General features: G+C 67.9%; 17 protein-coding genes. 10 read left to right on the forward strand and 7 right to left on the reverse strand.

The features are described 5' to 3' along the window. Window positions 1-36 precede the first annotated feature (36 nt). The 6 genes from xseA (at window position 37) to HMPREF3014_RS28740 (ending at window position 6,162) form a co-directional block, all read left to right on the forward strand. Window positions 37-1,416, forward strand: coding sequence for an exodeoxyribonuclease VII large subunit (xseA, locus tag HMPREF3014_RS28715; RefSeq protein WP_003113813.1), 1,380 nt, complete (start codon window positions 37-39; stop codon window positions 1,414-1,416). A gap of 6 nt (window positions 1,417-1,422) precedes the next feature. Further along, the gene (locus tag HMPREF3014_RS28720; protein WP_023087030.1) at window positions 1,423-2,358 is read left to right on the forward strand and encodes a LysR family transcriptional regulator; all 936 of its coding nucleotides are present in this window, start codon (window positions 1,423-1,425) and stop codon (window positions 2,356-2,358) included. Between the two features lie 151 nt (window positions 2,359-2,509). Next, complete coding sequence (gene dctP, locus HMPREF3014_RS28725; protein ID WP_003113812.1) at window positions 2,510-3,550, forward strand: TRAP transporter substrate-binding protein; 1,041 nt, start codon at window positions 2,510-2,512, stop codon at window positions 3,548-3,550. 74 nt (window positions 3,551-3,624) lie between these two features. Beyond that, window positions 3,625-4,119 (forward strand): TRAP transporter small permease, encoded by a 495-nt coding sequence (locus tag HMPREF3014_RS28730; RefSeq protein WP_003113811.1) that lies wholly within the window; start codon window positions 3,625-3,627, stop codon window positions 4,117-4,119. Further along, entirely contained in the window at window positions 4,116-5,396 is a 1,281-nt protein-coding gene (locus tag HMPREF3014_RS28735) for a TRAP transporter large permease (protein WP_003113810.1), read from the forward strand. Before HMPREF3014_RS28730 ends, HMPREF3014_RS28735 begins: the two co-directional genes overlap by 4 nt. A 4-nt stretch (window positions 5,397-5,400) precedes the next feature. After that, window positions 5,401-6,162, forward strand: coding sequence for a M15 family metallopeptidase (locus HMPREF3014_RS28740; protein ID WP_003105392.1), 762 nt, complete (start codon window positions 5,401-5,403; stop codon window positions 6,160-6,162). Here the strand turns inward: HMPREF3014_RS28740 and HMPREF3014_RS28745 are convergent. Continuing rightward, window positions 6,159-7,112 (reverse strand): GlxA family transcriptional regulator, encoded by a 954-nt coding sequence (locus HMPREF3014_RS28745; RefSeq protein ID WP_003113809.1) that lies wholly within the window; start codon window positions 7,110-7,112, stop codon window positions 6,159-6,161. The genes HMPREF3014_RS28740 and HMPREF3014_RS28745 overlap by 4 nt on opposite strands. A 120-nt stretch (window positions 7,113-7,232) precedes the next feature. On the opposite strand from HMPREF3014_RS28745, the gene HMPREF3014_RS28750 reads away from it, so the two are divergent. Next, a complete protein-coding gene (locus tag HMPREF3014_RS28750; protein WP_003113808.1) occupies window positions 7,233-7,862 on the forward strand; it encodes a cysteine hydrolase family protein in 630 nt (209 codons plus the stop codon). Window positions 7,863-7,896: 34 nt separating this feature from the next. Here the strand turns inward: HMPREF3014_RS28750 and HMPREF3014_RS28755 are convergent, their stop codons facing one another. From HMPREF3014_RS28755 to HMPREF3014_RS28765, 3 genes are all read right to left on the reverse strand, one after another. Next, a complete protein-coding gene (locus HMPREF3014_RS28755; RefSeq protein WP_023087029.1) occupies window positions 7,897-8,469 on the reverse strand; it encodes a putative natural product biosynthesis protein in 573 nt (190 codons plus the stop codon). Between the two features lie 56 nt (window positions 8,470-8,525). Further along, entirely contained in the window at window positions 8,526-9,002 is a 477-nt protein-coding gene (locus HMPREF3014_RS28760; protein ID WP_003105385.1) for a copper chaperone PCu(A)C, read from the reverse strand. Between the two features lie 129 nt (window positions 9,003-9,131). Continuing rightward, on the reverse strand, window positions 9,132-9,521 hold the full coding sequence (locus tag HMPREF3014_RS28765) for a DUF2946 family protein (protein WP_003105383.1): 390 nt from the start codon (window positions 9,519-9,521) through the stop codon (window positions 9,132-9,134). 171 nt (window positions 9,522-9,692) lie between these two features. On the opposite strand from HMPREF3014_RS28765, the gene HMPREF3014_RS28770 reads away from it, so the two are divergent. After that, window positions 9,693-10,541, forward strand: a complete 849-nt coding sequence (locus HMPREF3014_RS28770; RefSeq protein ID WP_003092745.1) for a M23 family metallopeptidase — start codon at window positions 9,693-9,695, stop codon at window positions 10,539-10,541. Window positions 10,542-10,626: 85 nt separating this feature from the next. Then, window positions 10,627-11,022: a DUF4345 domain-containing protein gene (locus HMPREF3014_RS28775; RefSeq protein ID WP_003113807.1), complete on the forward strand. Its 396-nt coding sequence runs from the start codon at window positions 10,627-10,629 to the stop codon at window positions 11,020-11,022. Window positions 11,023-11,039: 17 nt separating this feature from the next. Here HMPREF3014_RS28775 and HMPREF3014_RS28780 read toward each other — a convergent pair whose 3' ends face one another. From HMPREF3014_RS28780 to HMPREF3014_RS28790, 3 genes are all read right to left on the reverse strand, one after another. Then, window positions 11,040-12,455 (reverse strand): PepSY-associated TM helix domain-containing protein, encoded by a 1,416-nt coding sequence (locus HMPREF3014_RS28780; protein WP_003113806.1) that lies wholly within the window; start codon window positions 12,453-12,455, stop codon window positions 11,040-11,042. A gap of 64 nt (window positions 12,456-12,519) precedes the next feature. Further along, window positions 12,520-14,691 (reverse strand): TonB-dependent copper receptor, encoded by a 2,172-nt coding sequence (locus HMPREF3014_RS28785; protein WP_073663887.1) that lies wholly within the window; start codon window positions 14,689-14,691, stop codon window positions 12,520-12,522. 120 nt (window positions 14,692-14,811) lie between these two features. Next, entirely contained in the window at window positions 14,812-15,273 is a 462-nt protein-coding gene (locus tag HMPREF3014_RS28790) for a DUF2946 domain-containing protein (protein WP_003092760.1), read from the reverse strand. Between the two features lie 479 nt (window positions 15,274-15,752). Here HMPREF3014_RS28790 and leuA point away from each other — a divergent pair, with 479 nt between their 5' ends. Then, entirely contained in the window at window positions 15,753-17,423 is a 1,671-nt protein-coding gene (leuA, locus tag HMPREF3014_RS28795) for a 2-isopropylmalate synthase (protein ID WP_003113805.1), read from the forward strand. Window positions 17,424-17,442: the final 19 nt, after the last annotated feature.

Here is a 17,442-nt window from a genome sequence, read left to right on the forward strand (position 1 = left end):
TCGCACATCCCGGTGCGCCGCCTTATCATGCCGCCCATGCGTAACGATCCCTTCCAACGGCTCGGCCTCGATCGCGAGGTGCTGACCGTCAGCCAACTGAACCAGCGCGCCCGCCTGCTGCTGGAAGACGTGTTCCCGCAGGTCTGGGTCGAGGGCGAGCTGTCCAACCTCGCCCGGCCGGCCTCCGGCCATGTCTACTTCACCCTCAAGGACAGCAACGCGCAGATCCGCTGCGCGCTGTTCCGGCAGAACGCCCTGCGCGTACGCCAGGCCTTGCGCGACGGGCTGGCGGTAAAGGTGCGCGGGAAGATCTCGCTGTTCGAGGGACGCGGCGACTACCAGTTGATTGCCGATACCGTCGAGCCGGCCGGCGACGGCGCCCTGCGCCTGGCCTTCGAGGCATTGAAGGAAAAACTCGCCGGCGAAGGCCTGTTCGCCAGCGAACGCAAGCGTCCGCTGCCCGCCCATCCGCGCCGCATCGGTATCGTCAGTTCGCCCAGCGGGGCGGTGATCCGCGACATCATCAGCGTGTTTCGCCGCCGCGCACCGCAGGTCGAGCTGACCCTGGTGCCCACCGCAGTGCAGGGCCGCGAGGCCGTCGCACAGATCGTCCGCGCGCTGCAACTGGCCGACCGGCAAGGCTTCGACGCGCTGATCCTGGCCCGTGGCGGCGGTTCCCTGGAAGACCTCTGGTGCTTCAACGAAGAAGCGGTGGCGCGCGCCGTGGCGGCCTGCGCCACGCCGATCGTCAGCGCGGTCGGCCACGAGACCGACGTATCGATCAGCGACTTCGTCGCCGACGTGCGCGCGCCGACGCCTTCGGCCGCCGCCGAACTGCTGGCGCCCAACGCCGGCGACCTGCAGCAGCGTCTCGACGGCCTGCGCCGGCGCCTGGTGCTGCGCATGCGCGACCAGTTGCTGCGCGAACGCCTGCGCCTGGAAGGCGTCGCCCGCCGCCTGCGCCATCCCGGCGAACGCCTGCGCCAGCAGGCGCAGCGCCTGGACGACCTGGACATGCGCCTGCGCCGTGCCTTCGAGCGCCAGCTGGCGGTCCGCCACGAACGCCTGGTCCGCCTGGAGACACGTCTCGCCGCACAGCATCCGGGCCGCACCCTGGCGCTGCTCCGGCAGAAGCTCGACAGCCTCGCCGCGCGCCTGCCGCGCGCCGCCCGTGAGGTACTGAAGGATCGTCGTCAGCGCCTCGAAGGACTGGCGCAGACGCTCAACGTGGTCAGCCCGCTGGCGACCCTGGGCCGCGGCTACAGCATCCTCCTCGACGAGCGTGGCCGGGCGATCCGCGATGCCGGCCAGACCCAGCCGGGACAGCGCCTGAAGGCGCGCCTCGCGGAAGGCGAACTGGAGGTGCGGGTCGAGGACAACCACCGGACGCCGGTGACCCTGTCGCTGCTGGACTGAGCCGCGATGATCCGCCTCAGCCAGCGCGCCCTGGCCTACCTCAACGAGGTGATCCACCACGGTTCTCTTCGCCGCGCCGCCCAGCACCTGAACATCGACCCCTCGGCCATCAGCCGGCAGCTCGCCAGCCTGGAGGAACATCTCGGCGTGCGCCTCCTGCAACGCACCCCGCAAGGCGTGGCGCCTACCGAGGCCGGCGAGCTGCTGGTGGCGCACTACCGCCAGCAACGGGCCAACGAAGAGGGCGTGCTGTCGCGTCTGTCGGCCCTGCAGGGGCTGCGCCAGGGCAAGGTGCGCCTGGCGGTCGGCGAGGGCTTCATCGCCGACCTGATCTCCCAGCCATTGCAGAGTTTCATCCTGCGCTACCCCGGCATCGAGCTGGAGGTCCGCATGGCCGGGGCCAACGAAGGCGTGGCGCTGGTCAAGGAAGACGCCGTCGACCTGGCCCTGGTCTACGCCCCGGTCGAGGACGGCGAACTGGACGTGCACGTCGACACCTGCCAGCCCCTCGACCTGATCATCCCCGCCAACCATGCCCTCGCCGGACACCGCGGCGCGGTGCCGATGCGCGCGCTGCGCAACGAGTCGCTGGCGTTGATTCACAACAGCACCGGCATGGGCCAACTGGCGGTGATCGCCGCCCAACTGGAGCGCATCGAGCTAAGGCCGAAGCTGCGCACCAACTCGGTGGCGGTGCTGACCAATTTCGTCAAGTCCGGCATCGGCGTGGCCTTCATGCCGGAGTTGACGGTCAGCCACGAGATCGAGGCCGGGCATATCCGTTGCCTGCCGCTGGCCCACCCGGCGCTGCGTGACGCCCGCGCGCGGATCGTCAGCCACAAGGGCCGCGAGCTGACCGTGGCGGCGATCGCCTGCCTGGAACACCTGCGCCGCGGCATGCGCTTCTTCAGTGGCGACGCGCCCGGGCTCTCGCAGCGCTGAGGCGTTGCCTTTTTCGCATCACGTCCGGACTTGAATAGTCAACGAGACAACGGCTAGCGTTGCTTCGCTTTCGTGCGAGCACCCGGCCCCGCGCCCCGACAAGAAGTGCCGCCGATCCCTCGACCGTTCGGACTGCCATAAGGAAAACAACATGCACACGAATCCGCGCCGCGGCCTCGCCCGCCGCTTCGCCGCCGGACTGCTGGCCGCCGCCCTGGGCCTGGGCGGCAGCCTCGCCCAGGCCGCCACCACCCTCAACCTGAGCTATAACGGCGCCGCCGACAGTGAGAAGAACCTGGTGCACCTGTTCGCCAGCAACCTCAAGCGCCTGGCCGAGGAAAAGAGCGGCGGCGAACTGCAGTTCAAGCTCTACCCCAACAGCATGCTCGGCGAAGAGGAGCAGCGCATGGAACAGGTGATGACCGGCCCCGGCCTGAACATCGCCTCCTTCGCCGGGATCGCCCCGCTGTTCCCGGAGATCTACGTCAGCGCCACGCCCTTCATGTTCAAGGACGCCGCCGCGGCCCACGCCTTCTTCGACAGCGGCAGCTACTGGCAGGCCGCCCGCGAGGCCTTCCGCGAGCGCACCGGCACCGAGCTGCTGGCGGTGGTCGAGGAAGGCGGCTTCCTCAACTTCACCAACGGCAAGAAGCCGATCCACGGCCCGGCGGACTTCCAGGGCCTGCGCTTCCGCGCCATGGATCCCAGCCAGGTGGCGCTCTACGAAGCCTTCGGCGCCTCCGGCACGCCGATCCCCTGGACCGAGTTGTACATGGGCCTGCGCACCGGCGTCGCCGACGGCCAGATGAACCCGACCTCCTACATCATCCTCGGCAGCCTCTACCAGGTGCAGAAGTACCTGACCCTGGCCAACATCCAGTACTCCGACCAGTTCCTGGTGGCCAACGGCGATCTGCTCGCCAGCCTCCCGGCAAAGGAGCGCCAGGCCCTGCTCGACGCCGCCGCCGAAGCCTCCCGGCTGAACCGCGAGGCGGTCGCTGCCCAGCAGGAGCGCGACCTGGCGTTCCTCAAGGAAAAGGGCATGCAGATCATCCAGCCGTCCGCCGATGACCTCGCCGCCTTCCGCGAGAAAGGCCAGCCGTCCTACCTGGCCTGGCTGAAGACCCAGGACATCGAGCCGCGCTGGACCGAGATGGCCTTCCGCGACGCCGGTCTCGCCACCGCCCCCTGACCTTCGCGCGTTGCCCCCCCGACGGCCGCTGCCGTCGGCCGGGCGCGCCTGTCCGACTTTCCGGAGTACCTCCCATGCCGTCATTGCTCAAGGGCATGCGCGCCGCGTTGCTGAACCTCGCCACGCTGCTGTTGCTGCTCGACCTGGTCCTGCTCATCTACGGCGTGTTCGCCCGCTACCTGCTCGGCAGCTCGCCGATCTGGATGGACGAACTGGCCCGCTACCTCATCATCGGCGCAGTAATGCTGGCGCTCGGCGCGGTATGGATGGAAGGCGGGCACATGCGCGTCAACCTGCTGGAACAACGCCTGTCGCCGCGCCTGGCGCAGGCCCTCAGGCTCTACCAGTGGCTGCTGGCGCTGGCCTTCTTCGCCTTCGCCGCCTGGGTCAGCACCCGCTACGCGCTGAACGCCGGGCGCTTCCGCAGCCTCGGCCTGGGCGTCAGCCGCACCTGGCCGTTGCTCAGCCTGCCGCTCGGCTTCGGCCTGCTGACCCTCATGCTGTTGCTCCAGGGGCCCTGGCCGCGGCAGCCGGCCAGCACCACCGTCGAGGGAGGGTCGCAGGCATGATGGCCATCGCCATGATCGCAGCCTTCGTGGTCAACCTCCTGCTCGGCCTGCCGCTGTTCCTCTGCCTGCTGCTCACCGCGCTGGTGGGGTTCCTCTTCGTCGACCCGGCGCTGTTCGCCAACACCCTGCCGCAGCGCTTCTTCGGCGGCATGGACATCTTCTCGCTGATGGCGATCCCGCTGTTCGTGCTGGCCGGCAACCTGATGAACCATTCCGGCATGACCCCGCGCCTGATGCGCCTGGCCAACGCCCTGGTCGGCCACTTCCGCGGCGGCCTCGGCCACGTCAACGTGGTCGCCGGGGTGTTCTTCGCCGGGGTCAACGGGTCCGCCGCGGCCGACGCTTCGGCACTCAGCACCCTGCTGGTGCCGGCCATGGAAAAGGAAGGCTACTCGCGGCGCTTCGCCGCCGGGCTGACCGCGGGCAGCTCGCTGATCGGTCCGATCATCCCGCCGAGCATCTTCATGATCCTCTACTCCTCGCTGACCAACACCTCGGTGGGCGAGCTGTTCCTCGCCGGGGTGATTCCCGGCCTGCTGCTGGCCGCCGCCTTCATGCTGCTGAACGCGGTGTACGCCTACCGCAACGGGCTGCAGGCGCGCCATGCGGCTCCGGCCTGGGGCGAGATCCTGGCGGCGCTGTCCGGCGCCCTGACCGCGCTGATCGCGCCGGTGATCATCGTCGCCGGAATCGTCCTGGGACTGGTCACGCCCACCGAGTCGGGCGCCCTGATCGCTCTCTACGTGGCGCTGGTCGGTATGCTGCAGCGCCAACTGAACCTGGTCGGGCTGTGGAACTCGCTGCGCGAGACGGTACGCCTGACCGCCAGCATCTACGTGATCATCGCCGCCGCTTCGGTGGTCAACTGGTTGCTCAACTACGCCCAGGTCGCCAGCGAGTTCGCCCAGTTGCTGGAGCCGTTCGGCCACTCGCCGACCCTGATGCTGTTCATCATCAGCGCAGTGATCTTCGTCTGCGGCATGCTCATGGAAGAAGTCTCGGTACTGATGCTGCTGACGCCGATAGTCGCTCCGGTGGCGCTGGCCGCCGGCGTGGATCCGGTGCACCTGGGGCTGATCTTCACCCTGAACATCACCATCGCCCTGATCACCCCGCCAATGGGCGCCTGCCTGTTCATCGTGGCGACCATCAGCCGCCTCGATATCCTGGAAATGTTCAAGGGTATCTGGCCGTTCATCCTCGTGGCCCTGGGGGTGCTGTCGCTGCTGATCCTGTTCCCGTCCCTGACCCTGTGGCTGCCACGCCTGCTCAATTGACGCCATGACCGACTTCACCCAAGCCATCCCCGTTCTCCCGGAGCCCGACTGGCACGCCGTGGCCGGCATCCCCATCGTCGATGCCGGCACGCCGCTGGAGGCGCTCGGGCTGAGCCGCGAGTTCAGCGTCTGGCCGGCCTACCACAAGCTCGGCATTCCTCACGCGATCCCGGAGTGCCACGCTCGCGGCGAGGTCTTCGAGCGTCTCCTGCGGGTCGCCGCCGCCCTCCCCGGCGGCGTGCGCCTGGTGGTGCTGGACGCCTGGCGGCCGTTCGCCGTGCAGCAGTATCTCTACGACAGCCTGTCCAGCGCCCTGGCCGCGCACTACCCACGGGCCGGCGAGGCCGAGCTGGAACGGCTCACCCGCCAGTTCGTCTCGCCGCCGAGCAGCAGCCGCGAGGCGCCCAGCCCGCATCTCACCGGCGGCGCGGTGGACGTCACCCTGTGCGACGCCCAGGGCCGCTGGCTGGACATGGGCAGCGCCTTCGACGAAGCTGTGCCGGCCTCCTACACCGCCTACTTCGAACGCCTGGCGGAGCCCGACACGCGCCAGCGACGCGTCCGCGATCACCGTCGTCTGCTCTATCACGCGATGCTCGACGCCGGTTTCAGCAACCTGCCCAGCGAATGGTGGCACTACGATTTCGGCGACCAGCTCTGGGCCTGGCACACCGGCGCGACGCAGGCGCTGTTCGGCCCGGTGCAGTTGCAGGCGATGGACGCGCTCTGGCGCCAGCAGTTGCAGAAGCGCCCTCCGGCGGACTAGGAGGCGAAGGCGCGCCGGTAGCCCAGCGGCGGCAGGCCGAACGCGGCGGAGAACTGCTGGCGCAACGACACCGCCGAACCGAAGCCGGCCAGCCCGGCGATCGCCTGCACCGAATGCTCGGTGGTTTCCAGCAGGCGCTGGGCCAGGGCCAGGCGTTCGGCCTGCAGCCACTGGCTGACGGTGGTGCCGGTGAGCTGGCGGAAATGCCGGGTGAAGGTCCGCCGGCTCATCAGCACCCGCTGTGCCAGGCTGTCCAGGCTGTGCGCCTGGTCGAGGTTCTGCCGCAGCCACACCAGCAGCTCGCCGAGACGGCCGTCCTGGGCACTGTCCGGCAGCGGCTGCTCGATGAACTGGGCCTGGCCGCCCTGTCGATGCGGCGCCACCACCAGGCGCCGGGCCAGGTGATTGGTAGTCTGCGCACCGAGCCGCTGGCGGACCAGGTGCAGACAGCAGTCGATGCCGGCGACGGTGCCTGCCGAGGTCAGCAGGCCGTCGTCCTCGATGTACAGCACGTCGGGCTCCACCCGCACCGCAGGGAAGCGCCCGGCGAAATCCTCCGCCCACATCCAGTGGGTGGTGGCGCGGCGACCGTCGAGCAACCCGGCCTCGGCCAGCACGAAGGCCCCCAGGCACAAGCCCACCAGTTGCGCACCGCGTGCACGGGCCGCGATCAACGCATCCAGCAGCGCTTGTGGCGGACGCTCGTGTGGATCGCGCCAGCTCGGCACGATCACGGTCTGCGCCTCGGCCAGCGCTTCCAGCCCGGCCTCGGCCTCGATGGTGAACCCCACCGTGGTTCGCAGCCGGCCCGGCTCGGCGGTGCAGACACGCAGGTCGAAGGCCTGCGCGCAGGGGTCGTAGCACTCCTGGCCGAACACCAGGCAGGGCACCGACAGGTGGAACGGACTGATGCGGTCGAAGGCCACCACGGCCACGGACTGGCGGGACATGCACACCTCGGTGGGTATGAGCGGGTTGGCCCGATTCTAGCGAAAGTTGTCTCTCAGGCCACTCACTCGCTACGCCGCGCCGGGACCAGAATCTGCCTCACCCACTCAGGAGGAAACGCCATGTCCGCACGTCAACCCAAACGCGCCTTGCTGGTCATCGACGTACAGAACGAATACGTCAGCGGCAACCTGCGTATCGAATTTCCCGCCATCCAATCGTCGCTGGAACGCATCGGCGCCGCCATGGATGCCGCCCACGCGGCGGGCATCCCGATCGTCGTGGTGCAGCACCTGGCACCGGCGGACTCGCCGTTGTTCGCGCGCGGCAGCCGGCAGGCCGAGCTGCACGAGGTGGTCGCCTCGCGGCCCTACCAGCACAAGGTGGAAAAGCAACTGGCCAGTTCCTTCGTCGGCACCGGGCTGGCCGACTGGCTGCGCGAGCGCGGTATCGACACCCTCGCCGTGGTCGGCTACATGACCCAGCACTGCGACGACTCGACCATCCGCCAGGCGATCCACGAAGGCTGGCAGGTGGAATACCTGCACGACGCCAGCGGCTCGGTGCCCTACCGCAACCGCGCCGGCCAGGCCAGCGCGGAAGAGATCCACCGGATCTTCGGCATCGTCCTGCAGTCCTCCTTCGCCGCCGTGCTCAGCACCGAGGAGTGGCTGGAAAGCCTCGCCGGCCGGCACGTTCCGGAACGCGACAACATCTACGACTCCAACCAGCGAGCCCTGGCCAACCGCTGAAACGGCGCCGCCCCCCACGCGGGGCGGCGAGCGCTCAGCCGACCAGCGAGCCGCGCGCCGGCAACGGCTTCCAGCCCGGGAACTCGCGCAGCCGCGGGTCGGGCACCGCGCAATAGGCGAATGTCCAGTTCGGCGCCGGCAGGTCCAGGCGCTCCAGCGGCACACGCGTGCCGGCGCCGGCCTGCGGCGCCTTCCAGTCCTGGGTGATGTGCGCACCGCCCTGGCTGGCCAGGAGGATGCCGCGGTTGGCGCTGGTGTCGTCCACCGTCCAGCGCGCGGCGGAGGCGTCCATCAGCACCTCCAGATGCTCGTCGGTCACCTTGGTGCCGAACGGCGACTGCAACAGCCAGCAGTACAGGCGCAGGTGCATCGCCCAGTTCCAGGCGGCCTTCTGCTCGGCCGCCCATTGCAGGAAACCACGGAGGATGGTCAGGCCATCCGGCGGATCGATCTTCAGCAGTTCCGGGCAAAGGTCGTAGAGATGGTGCCAGGCGCTGCTCAGGCGCTTGTTGAGCTGGTCCGGACGCAGGGTGGAGTTCTTCGGCGGCAGGCCGGGAGCCACCACCAGGCCGGTCTGCGCCGGCAAGGGATATCTGTTGCTGTTCATGCTCTGAACCTCGCACGCAAAGGCGGGGCGCCGGGCGCCCCTGCTCGACACGGCGCTCAGTGGCCGTGCTGCTCGTGCCCGCCCTGTTCGGCCGGCGCCTTGGACTCGACGACGATTTCCACCGGCACGTCGCCGGCCTTGCGGAAATGCAGCGTCAGCGGGAAGCGCTCGCCGGCCACCAGTGGCTGCTTCAGGCCCATCAGCATCAGGTGGTAGCCGCCGGGAGCGAAGCGCAGGTCCTTGCCTGGTGCGACGTCGACGCTGTCGACTTTCTGCATGCTCATCATGCCGTTCTTGTGCACATGCTCGTGCACCTCGGCGGAAGCCGCGCGCGGCGTGTCGGCGCCAAGCAGGGTGTCGTTTTCCTTGCCGTGGTTCTGCACCACGAAGTAGGCCGCGCCGTTCGGCGAGGTCGGCGGCAGGGCCAGCGCCCAGGGATGCTCGATGTGCAGTTGGCCGGCGTTGTACTCGTGGGCCTGGGCGAAAGCGGAAACGGCCAGCAGGGCCGCGGCAGCGAAGAAGGATGTGCGCATGGTGACTCTCCAGTAGCGTATGACCGGTCTTTTTCCGTCGGACCGGCGATTCCAGGGGGGAAGCTAGGGTATTGCGCCGCGACCTGCCCCGACCCGAAGGTCCAGGTTGTCGAAGGCGCGGGGGAGGAGTCAGGCGACAGGAGAAGCGCGCGGATTGGCGAGGCGCCAATAGCGCAGGGGAGGCAGGTCGGTGGCGGAGAAGGCGTTACGGGCAGGGCTGGCCAGCGGCGCCAGCGGCAATGCCGGCCAGGAGGCGACCAGTCCGGGCGTGCCGGCGGCGCCGGCGCAGCAGCAGAGGTGCGGGGCCAGGCTCTCGTGGTCGTCGGGAAGATCGATGTCCTTGAGCGCGGCACCCAGCTTCAGGCGCAGCAGCGAATCGGACGAGGTGCTGCAGAAGCCACCGAGCAGCAACGAGGCGCGCTCCTGCGTCGTCAGCGCCTGCGAAAGCGGCACCACGAACAGGTTCATCAGCACGGCCAGGCTGGCCAGCCAGGCCACGGGGCGCCGTGACAGGGGCATCGTCGGTTCTCCGGAGAATGGGCCCTTTATGCCTGAGCGCGGGGCAAAAGTAAAAACGCCGGGCGCGACAGAGTGCCGCAGGTGAAAACGTTTGCAACCCTTGCGGGCTTTCCCCCGCCGCGCTCTTCCGCCAGCATAGACGGCTTTGACGCCCGACGAGTCGAGAAGCCGATGCCCCGCACCCTAGCCTTCGTTTCCACGCTGTTGCTCGCCGCTTTCTGCGCCCTGCCCGCCCAGGCCGACAGCTTCATCATGCGCCTGCTGAACAAGCCGGTGCCCGGCGGGGTGGCGGTGGTCGACCTCGGCGAGGAAGGCCCGCCGCCGCGGGCCTTCTACCAGGGCAAGCCGGTGCTGGTGGTGCGCGAGGAAGGCCGCCGCTGGATCGCCGTGGTCGGCATCCCGCTGAGCACCAAGCCCGGCCCGCAGAAGCTGGAAGTGCGGGCGGCAACCGGCAACCACGAGGAACGCTTCAGCGTCGGCAGCAAGCACTACCGCGAGCAGCGCATCACCCTGAAGAACAAGCGCCAGGTCAATCCGCTGCCGGAAGACCTCAAGCGCATCGAACGCGAACTCGCCGAGCAGACCGCCGCCTACCGCCGCTTCAGTCCCGGCCTGCCCAGCAACCTGATGCTCGACAAGCCGGTCGACGGTCCGCTCTCCAGCCCCTTCGGCCTGCGCCGCTTCTTCAACGGCGAAGAGCGCAACCCGCATTCCGGTCTAGACTTCGCGGTACCGGCCGGTACGCCGATCAAGGCGCCGGCGGCCGGCAAGGTGATCCTCATCGGCGACTACTTCTTCAATGGCAAGACGGTGTTCGTCGACCATGGCCAGGGCTTCATCAGCATGTTCTGCCACCTGTCGAAGATCGACGTGAAGCTCGGCCAGCAGGTGCCGCGCGGCGGCGTACTCGGCAAGGTCGGCGCCACCGGCAGGGCCACCGGACCGCACATGCACTGGAACGTCAGCCTGAACGACGCGCGAGTCGACCCGGCGATCTTCATCGGTGCCTTCCAGCCCTGAGAAGTGAGCAACGCGGCGCCGGCTGAGGTCAGAAGGAACAGGGGGCGCGTCGATGCGCCCCTTTCATGACCAAGGGAGACACCGCATGACTCACCCGCTTCGCCTGCTCTGGCTGTGCTCGACACTGTTCGTGGTCCTCGGCCTGGGCTTCGTCTTCTTCCCCGGCCCGCTCGCCTCCCTGCTCACCAGCGGCGAACCGCTCACCCCCGCCGCCCTCACCGACCTGCGCGCCAGCTACGGCGGCACCAGCTTCGGCATCGGCCTGCTGCTCGGCTATGCCGCCCTGCGCCCCCGCTACCTGGTGCTCGGCCTGCTCGCCGCCCTGGCGGTGATCGCCAGCGGCGGCGCGGCGCGCCTCTACGGTGTGCTGATCGACGCCTCGCCGGCGCTAACCACCTTCCTCTGGCTCGGCGCCGAGGCGCTGCTCTGCGTGCTGTTGCTGGCGGCACTCTGGAAGACCCGCCAGCTCGACCTCGACTGAGCGCCGGGCAGCAGGTCTCAAGCCAGGACCCGGCGAACCGCCGGCAGCCGCGACAGCACCAGCCAGTCCAGCGCCCAGACCAGCAGGAGCGAGGCCCCCACCAACGGGAAGGCCACGCCCAGCGCCAGCATGATGGCGATGCCGGTCTTCCAGCGCGGCAGCTCGTGGCGCAGCGGCGGCACGCCAAGGCGTCCGGCCGGCTTGCGCTTCCACCAGATCCACAGGCCGCTCGCCGAGCTGAGCAGGATCGCCAGGCAGACCGCGAGCATCAGCAACTGGTTGCCGAGGCCGAAGAGCTTGCCTTCGTGCAGCACGACGCCCATCTGCACGCTCCTCGCCACCGCGTTGTAGTCCTGCCAACGCACGTCGGCGAGAACCTTGCCGCTGTACTGGTCGATGTGCAGGGTGGCGTCGTGGCGCGGATCGTCGGGGAACACGGAAATCGTGTAGACCCCCTCCATCCCGCTCGGCAGGGCGATCCCGTAGCCCGCCGCCACGCCGCGCTCGCGGGCGATATCCACCACCCTTTGCAGAGGGATGCCCGCCGGCATCGGCATGTCCATCGGCATCGCGTGCCCGGCCTGGGCGGAATGCCCGCGATGCTCGGCATGGGCGTCGGCCGCCGGCGGCTGCGAGCGCGGCAGCGGAGTGTTCTCCAGCGGCCAGGGCACCTGCTGGCGCGACGCGCTGTTGAGGCTACCGGCCTGCATGTCGGAGGTCGGCACATCGTTCCACATCGCCGCCGGGAAACGGTTCCAGACATCGGCGAACTGCTTGCCCCAGTAGCCGGTCCAGGTCATCCCGCTGAGCAGCATGAAGAGCAACAGCAGGCTGCCCCAGAAACCGGCGAGCACATGTAGCTCGCGCCACAGCGGTCGTCCGCGCAGGTGCAGGCGCGGCCAGAACAGCGCGCTCGCCGCCCGCCCGCGCGGCCACCATAGGTAGAGACCGGAGACCACCAGGACGATGCCCCAGCCGGCGGCCAGCTCGATCAGTCGGTCGCCGACGGTCCCGACCATCAGCTCGCCATGCAGTGCCCGGGCCACCGCCTGGAGATTCAGCTGCGCATCCTGGCGGCCGAGTTCGCGCCCGCTGTAGGGATCGACGAAGAGGTTCCATTGCCTGCCCTCTTCGCCAATCACGAATTGCGCGCTGCGCCCCGCCTCGCTCGGCGGCAGGTACTGGCTGACGGCGGCCTGCGGGTGCGCCTGGCGCACCCCGACGAGCAACTGGTCGGCGCTGCGCATCTGCGCACCGGCCTCGACCCGCAGCAGTTGCGGATAGAGCAGCGCATCCAGTTGCGGCTTGAACAGGTAGACGATTCCGGTCAGCGCCAGCAGGATCATGAAGGGCGCGACGAACAGGCCAGCGTAGAAATGCCAGCGCCAGGCCAGCGCGTAGAAGTCACGGCCGTTCTTTTCGTTCGATTGCATGGATCACCTCATCGGAGCGCACACAGGCAAGGCGGGCCCCGCTGGACGGGGCCTCGTTGAAGGTTCAGAAGCTGAAGTCGACCTTGGTCCAGAAGGTCCGGCCCGGCTCTGGAACCGTTTCGTTGGCGGAGAAACCGAAGCCGGCGTCGCCGGCCTTGTTCAGGTGCTCGGTGTAATCCTTGTCGAACAGGTTATCGACACCGGCGCTCAGCTTGACGTTGCGAGTCACCCGGTAGGCGCCGTTGAGCGAGAAGACGCCGAAGCCGGCGCTCTTGTCGAAGTCCTTGCCGACCACGTTGCCCTGGTCCCTGGCGATGCGATTCTGCGGCGCGACCACCCGCCACAGGCTGCCGGCACTCCAGTCGCCTTCCTCGTAGGTCAGGCCGAAGCGCGCTTCCAGCGGCGGGATCTGCGGCAGCGCGCGGTCGTCCGAGCTGTTCTTGCCCCAGGCATAGGCCAGGCTGGCGTCGGTCTTCCAGTTGCCGGTGAGCTGGTAGGAAGCGCCCAGCTCGCCGCCCATGATCCGCGCGTCGACGTTGGTCGCCTGGGTCGAGGAACCCATCATGCCCTCGCGATAGCTGAACAGGATGAAGTCCTGGACCACCCCGACGTAGCCGGAGGCCCAGGCCTGCAGCTTGTCGCCGTTGTACTGGAGGCCGAAGTCGAGCTGGGTGGTCTTTTCCGGCTTGATCTTGTCGAAGGCGTTGACCGACCCGTTCGGCCCGCGCTTGGGCGAGAACAGCTCCCAGTAGTCGGGGAAGCGCTCGACATGGCCGAGGCCGGCGTAGAGGGTGGTCGGCGAGTCGGCGAGGTCGTGCTCGTAGCGCACGAAGCCGCTGGGCAGGGTATCGGCGCGGGTGTCGTTGGCCGTCGGGTTGGCCATGGCGTGGCCCATGTGCCCGGACTTCAGGGTCTGCCGGTAGTCCTTGACCGAGGCGCGGTCCAGGCGCAACCCGCCGATCAGCCGGTCGCGCTCGGCGGCGAACCAGGTCAGTTCGCCGAAGGCCCCGTAGTTGTGGAACACCGCGTCCTTGCTCCAGGGGAACTGGTCGGCGTCGGTGTAGTAGTCGGTCATCATGTCGTACTTGGAGCCGCGCGCGCGGTGCTCGTTGCGCATGGCGTCGACCCCGGTGACCAGCTTGAAGTCGTCCCAGCGCCAGGTGGCCGCCAGGCGACCGCCGAGGGTGCGTCGGTCCACCTGGGACGCCATCGGCATGGGCATCATGCTGGATGGGTCGGGAGTGCGCAGGCGGAAGTTGTCCATGATGTGGTCGGCGTAGTTGTAGTAGACCTGTGCCTCGACCTTCTCCAGCACATCGCTGACGTTCGATTTGACGAAGCGCAGGCCCAGGCTCTCGCGCTTGAACTGCGAGCCGTCCATGCCGCGCCCGGCGTAGCGTGCCTCGCCGTCGCCCTTGCCGGCGGTGAGTTCGATCAGGGTGTCCTCGTCGGGGGTCCAGCCGACCGCGACGTCGCCGTTCCACTTCTTCCAGCGCGACGGCACGGTATTCCCGGCGCCGTCCTCGTAATCGTCGGACTGCGCGTGGTTGCCGGTGAAGCGCAGGTAGCCGAGCCGGTTGCCGGCGGCGGCGTCCAGCACCTTGTCGAAGCGGCCATTGGAGCCGGCCAGCAGGCTGGCGTTGACCCGCGAGCCGAGTTCGCCGAAGCGCTCCGGCTCACGCTGGAAGAGGATCGTCCCGGCCGACGCGCCCGGCCCCCAGAGCACCGTCTGCGGGCCCTTGATCACGGTGAGCTTGTCGTAGGTTTCCGGCGAGATGTAGGAGGTCGGCGCGTCCATCCGGTTCGGACAGGCACCGAGCATCATGCCGCCGTTGGTGAGGATGTTCAGGCGCGAACCGAACATCCCGCGCAGCACCGGGTCGCCGTTGCTGCCGCCGTTGCGGATCACCGCGAAGCCGGGAATGGTCTTCAGGTAGTCGGCCCCATCGCTGGCCGGCACCGGTTGGCGCGGCTCCTTGGGATTGGTGACGATGGTCAGCGGCGAACTCTGGGCGACTCCGGTGACCACGCTCGGCGCCAGCTCCACGGCGTGATCCTGGTGCTGTGAGTGTTCCTCGGCCAGGAGCGCCGACGGAGACAGGGCCAGGCCGCACAGTGCGGCGAAGGCTCCCGCCCAGCGGCGGCGTTGTGCGAGACGGGCAGGGTCGAAGCTGAAAGCGGCGGTCGGGCAGGCGTTGCCGGCCGCTCGTTGTTGAGTAGACATACGTTTTTCCATGATCTATGTGACTTCCGCCCCGCCCCCACGGCGAGCAGGCACCCGGCCAGGCTCGCGTCACCGGCGCGGCGAAGACGCGCCGGTGCCCCCAGGAAGCGGCGGCTATCGGATTGAAAGAGGTCAGGCGATCAGGAACGGCGGCGCACGGGTACGGGCGCCGGGAAACACCGGCGAGGCGACGAACGCCTCGTTCAGGAAAGCGACGGCGGGCGCCGTCGCGAAGGGAACGGAGAACAGCGCCAGGCAGGCGTCTTCGGTGAGCGGCGGGCTGTGGAACAACAGGCTGCAATAACCGCACTTCTCCCAGAGCACGTCGCTGGCCAGGCGATTGCCTTCCTCGCCGCCCATCCCCGGCATGCCGGCATGGACGACGGAGCGCTGGGCATCGGAACAGCCGGCATGGGCCATGTCGCCATGGTCCATGTTCTCGTGGGACATGCCTTCGTGGCCCATCCCCACGCCCATCGGCATCGGGTGGTCCATCGGCATCGACTGGGAGATCAGCGGCCCGACGAAGATCATCAGCATGGCGAACAGAGCCAGCCATGCACCGATGCCTTGTCGTTTCAGAGTGGTCGCCACCTGCGACTCCCGCCGTCTTGAATGAAGACCACCGCGTAGCGGGCCGGATGGCCGCTCGCGCCGGGTCATGCCGAAAAGAAGAATGCGCCTGTCGTTATACGCCCCAGGCACGGGGAACGAAATGATCGCACAAGGGCGGCTGGCTCTTCTGCGGCATGGGGCCGCAGAATTTTCCGTTGCGGAGAGCGTGCCGGCGGCGCAATCGAGGACAAGCTTTCACCGCAGAGAAAGAATAAAAACCCACAAAAGCCGCACAAATGGGAAATTCTACTAATTTTCCTTTAATGCTTGCCATTCAAATGCAGTCTCACTAGTGTGGTACGCATGAAAACACCACACACCCTCATCCTGCTCCGCCAACACGCCTGCCTGTGCCTGGTCAGCCCGCGACTGCGTGGCTGAGCGACGCTTCTCTTCATCTCGTCACTGCGTTCGCCTGGCCCCGCCGGCCCAGGAACCGACTCCAAAGGATTAGCCCCATGAGCATGTTGAAAGACCCTTCGCAGAAATACCGCCCATTCTCGGCCATCAATCTGCCCGACCGCACCTGGCCGTCGAAGACCATCACCGAGGTGCCGATCTGGTGCAGTTCCGACCTGCGCGACGGCAACCAGTCGCTGATCGAACCGATGGACGCGGCGAAGAAGATGCGATTCTTCAAGACCCTGGTGCAGGTCGGCCTGAAGCAGATCGAAGTGGCCTTCCCGTCGGCTTCCGATACCGACTTCAACTTCGTCCGCGAGTTGATCGAAGGCAACCACATCCCGGACGACGTCACCATCCAGGTGCTGACCCAGGCCCGCGAAGACCTGATCACCCGCACCTTCGAATCCCTGCGCGGGGCGAAGAAGGCCATCGTCCACGTCTACAACGCCACCGCCCCGTCGTTCCGCCGCATCGTCTTCAACCAGGACAAGCAGGGCGTCGTGGACATCGCCACCAACGCCGCGAAACTGATCAAGAAGCTGGCCGCCGAGCAACCGGAGACCCAGTGGTCGTTCCAGTACTCGCCGGAAATCTTCAGCTCTACCGAGCTGGAGTTCTCGGTGGAGGTCTGCAACGCGGTGATCGACGTCTGGCAACCGACCCCGGACAACAAGATCATCCTCAACCTGCCGGCCACCGTGGAGTGCGCCACGCCGAACGTCTACGCCGACCAGATCGAATGGTTCGGCCGCCACGTCGACAAGCGTGACAGCGTGATCATCAGCCTGCACACCCACAACGACCGTGGCACCGGCGTGGCCGCCACCGAGCTGGGCCTGATGGCCGGCGCCGACCGCGTCGAAGGTTGCCTGTTCGGCAACGGCGAGCGCACCGGCAACGTCGACCTGGTGACCCTGGCCTTGAACATGTACACCCAGGGCCTGCATCCGCAACTGGACTTCTCCGACATCGACGCGGTGCGCAAGGTGGTCGAAGAGTGCAACCAGTTGCCGGTCCACCCGCGCCATCCATATGTCGGCGACCTGGTCCATACCGCTTTCTCCGGCTCGCACCAGGATGCCATTCGCAAGGGCTTCGCCCAGCAAAAGGAAGACGCGATCTGGGAAGTGCCGTACCTGCCGATCGATCCGGCCGACATCGGCCGCGACTACGAAGCGGTGATCCGGGTCAACAGCCAGTCCGGCAAGGGCGGCATCACCTTCCTGCTCGAACAGGAGTACGGCATCAGCCTGCCGCGGCGCATGCAGATCGAGTTCAGCCAGGTAGTGCAAGGCGAGACCGACCGTCTCGGCCTGGAAATGACCGCACAACAGATCTACTCGCTGCTGGAAAACGAATACCTCAAGGCGACCTCGCCCTACGTCCTCGCCAGCCATCGCCTGCAGGAAGAGAACGGCACCAGCGCCGTCGACCTGGAAGTCTCCTTCGACGGCGAGAAGCAGCACTGGCGCGGGATCGGCAAGGGACCGCTGGAAGCCTTGGTGGCCGCCCTGCCGGTCAAGGCGGAAATCATGGACTACCATGAGCACGCCATCGGCGCCGGCGCCAATGCCAAGGCCGCGGCCTATATCGAGATCCGCCTGGAGGGCCAGCGCCCGCTGCACGGCATCGGCATCGACGAGAACATCACCACCGCCAGCTTCCGCGCCCTGTTCAGCGCGCTGAACCGCGCGGTGACCCAGGCCGAGGCCAAGGCGGCCTGACCGGCACGGAAGGGAAAAA

This window comes from Pseudomonas sp. HMSC065H01 (assembly GCF_001815235.1).
Classification (GTDB): domain Bacteria; phylum Pseudomonadota; class Gammaproteobacteria; order Pseudomonadales; family Pseudomonadaceae; genus Pseudomonas; species Pseudomonas aeruginosa.

Bases quoted from the DNA above. Each gene is read 5' to 3' on its own strand.
- HMPREF3014_RS28735 (WP_003113810.1), top strand. From the start codon at position 4,116: ATGATGGCCATCGCCATGATCGCAGCCTTCGTGGTCAACCTCCTGCTC.
- leuA (WP_003113805.1), top strand. From the start codon at position 15,753: ATGAGCATGTTGAAAGACCCTTCGCAGAAATACCGCCCATTCTCGGCC.
- HMPREF3014_RS28745 (WP_003113809.1), bottom strand. From the start codon at position 7,112: ATGTCCCGCCAGTCCGTGGCCGTGGTGGCCTTCGACCGCATCAGTCCG.
- xseA (WP_003113813.1), top strand. From the start codon at position 37: ATGCGTAACGATCCCTTCCAACGGCTCGGCCTCGATCGCGAGGTGCTG.
- dctP (WP_003113812.1), top strand. From the start codon at position 2,510: ATGCACACGAATCCGCGCCGCGGCCTCGCCCGCCGCTTCGCCGCCGGA.
- HMPREF3014_RS28720 (WP_023087030.1), top strand. From the start codon at position 1,423: ATGATCCGCCTCAGCCAGCGCGCCCTGGCCTACCTCAACGAGGTGATC.
- HMPREF3014_RS28770 (WP_003092745.1), top strand. From the start codon at position 9,693: ATGCCCCGCACCCTAGCCTTCGTTTCCACGCTGTTGCTCGCCGCTTTC.
- HMPREF3014_RS28785 (WP_073663887.1), bottom strand. From the start codon at position 14,691: ATGGAAAAACGTATGTCTACTCAACAACGAGCGGCCGGCAACGCCTGC.
- HMPREF3014_RS28740 (WP_003105392.1), top strand. From the start codon at position 5,401: ATGACCGACTTCACCCAAGCCATCCCCGTTCTCCCGGAGCCCGACTGG.
- HMPREF3014_RS28780 (WP_003113806.1), bottom strand. From the start codon at position 12,455: ATGCAATCGAACGAAAAGAACGGCCGTGACTTCTACGCGCTGGCCTGG.
- HMPREF3014_RS28765 (WP_003105383.1), bottom strand. From the start codon at position 9,521: ATGCCCCTGTCACGGCGCCCCGTGGCCTGGCTGGCCAGCCTGGCCGTG.
- HMPREF3014_RS28775 (WP_003113807.1), top strand. From the start codon at position 10,627: ATGACTCACCCGCTTCGCCTGCTCTGGCTGTGCTCGACACTGTTCGTG.
- HMPREF3014_RS28755 (WP_023087029.1), bottom strand. From the start codon at position 8,469: ATGAACAGCAACAGATATCCCTTGCCGGCGCAGACCGGCCTGGTGGTG.
- HMPREF3014_RS28730 (WP_003113811.1), top strand. From the start codon at position 3,625: ATGCCGTCATTGCTCAAGGGCATGCGCGCCGCGTTGCTGAACCTCGCC.
- HMPREF3014_RS28750 (WP_003113808.1), top strand. From the start codon at position 7,233: ATGTCCGCACGTCAACCCAAACGCGCCTTGCTGGTCATCGACGTACAG.
- HMPREF3014_RS28760 (WP_003105385.1), bottom strand. From the start codon at position 9,002: ATGCGCACATCCTTCTTCGCTGCCGCGGCCCTGCTGGCCGTTTCCGCT.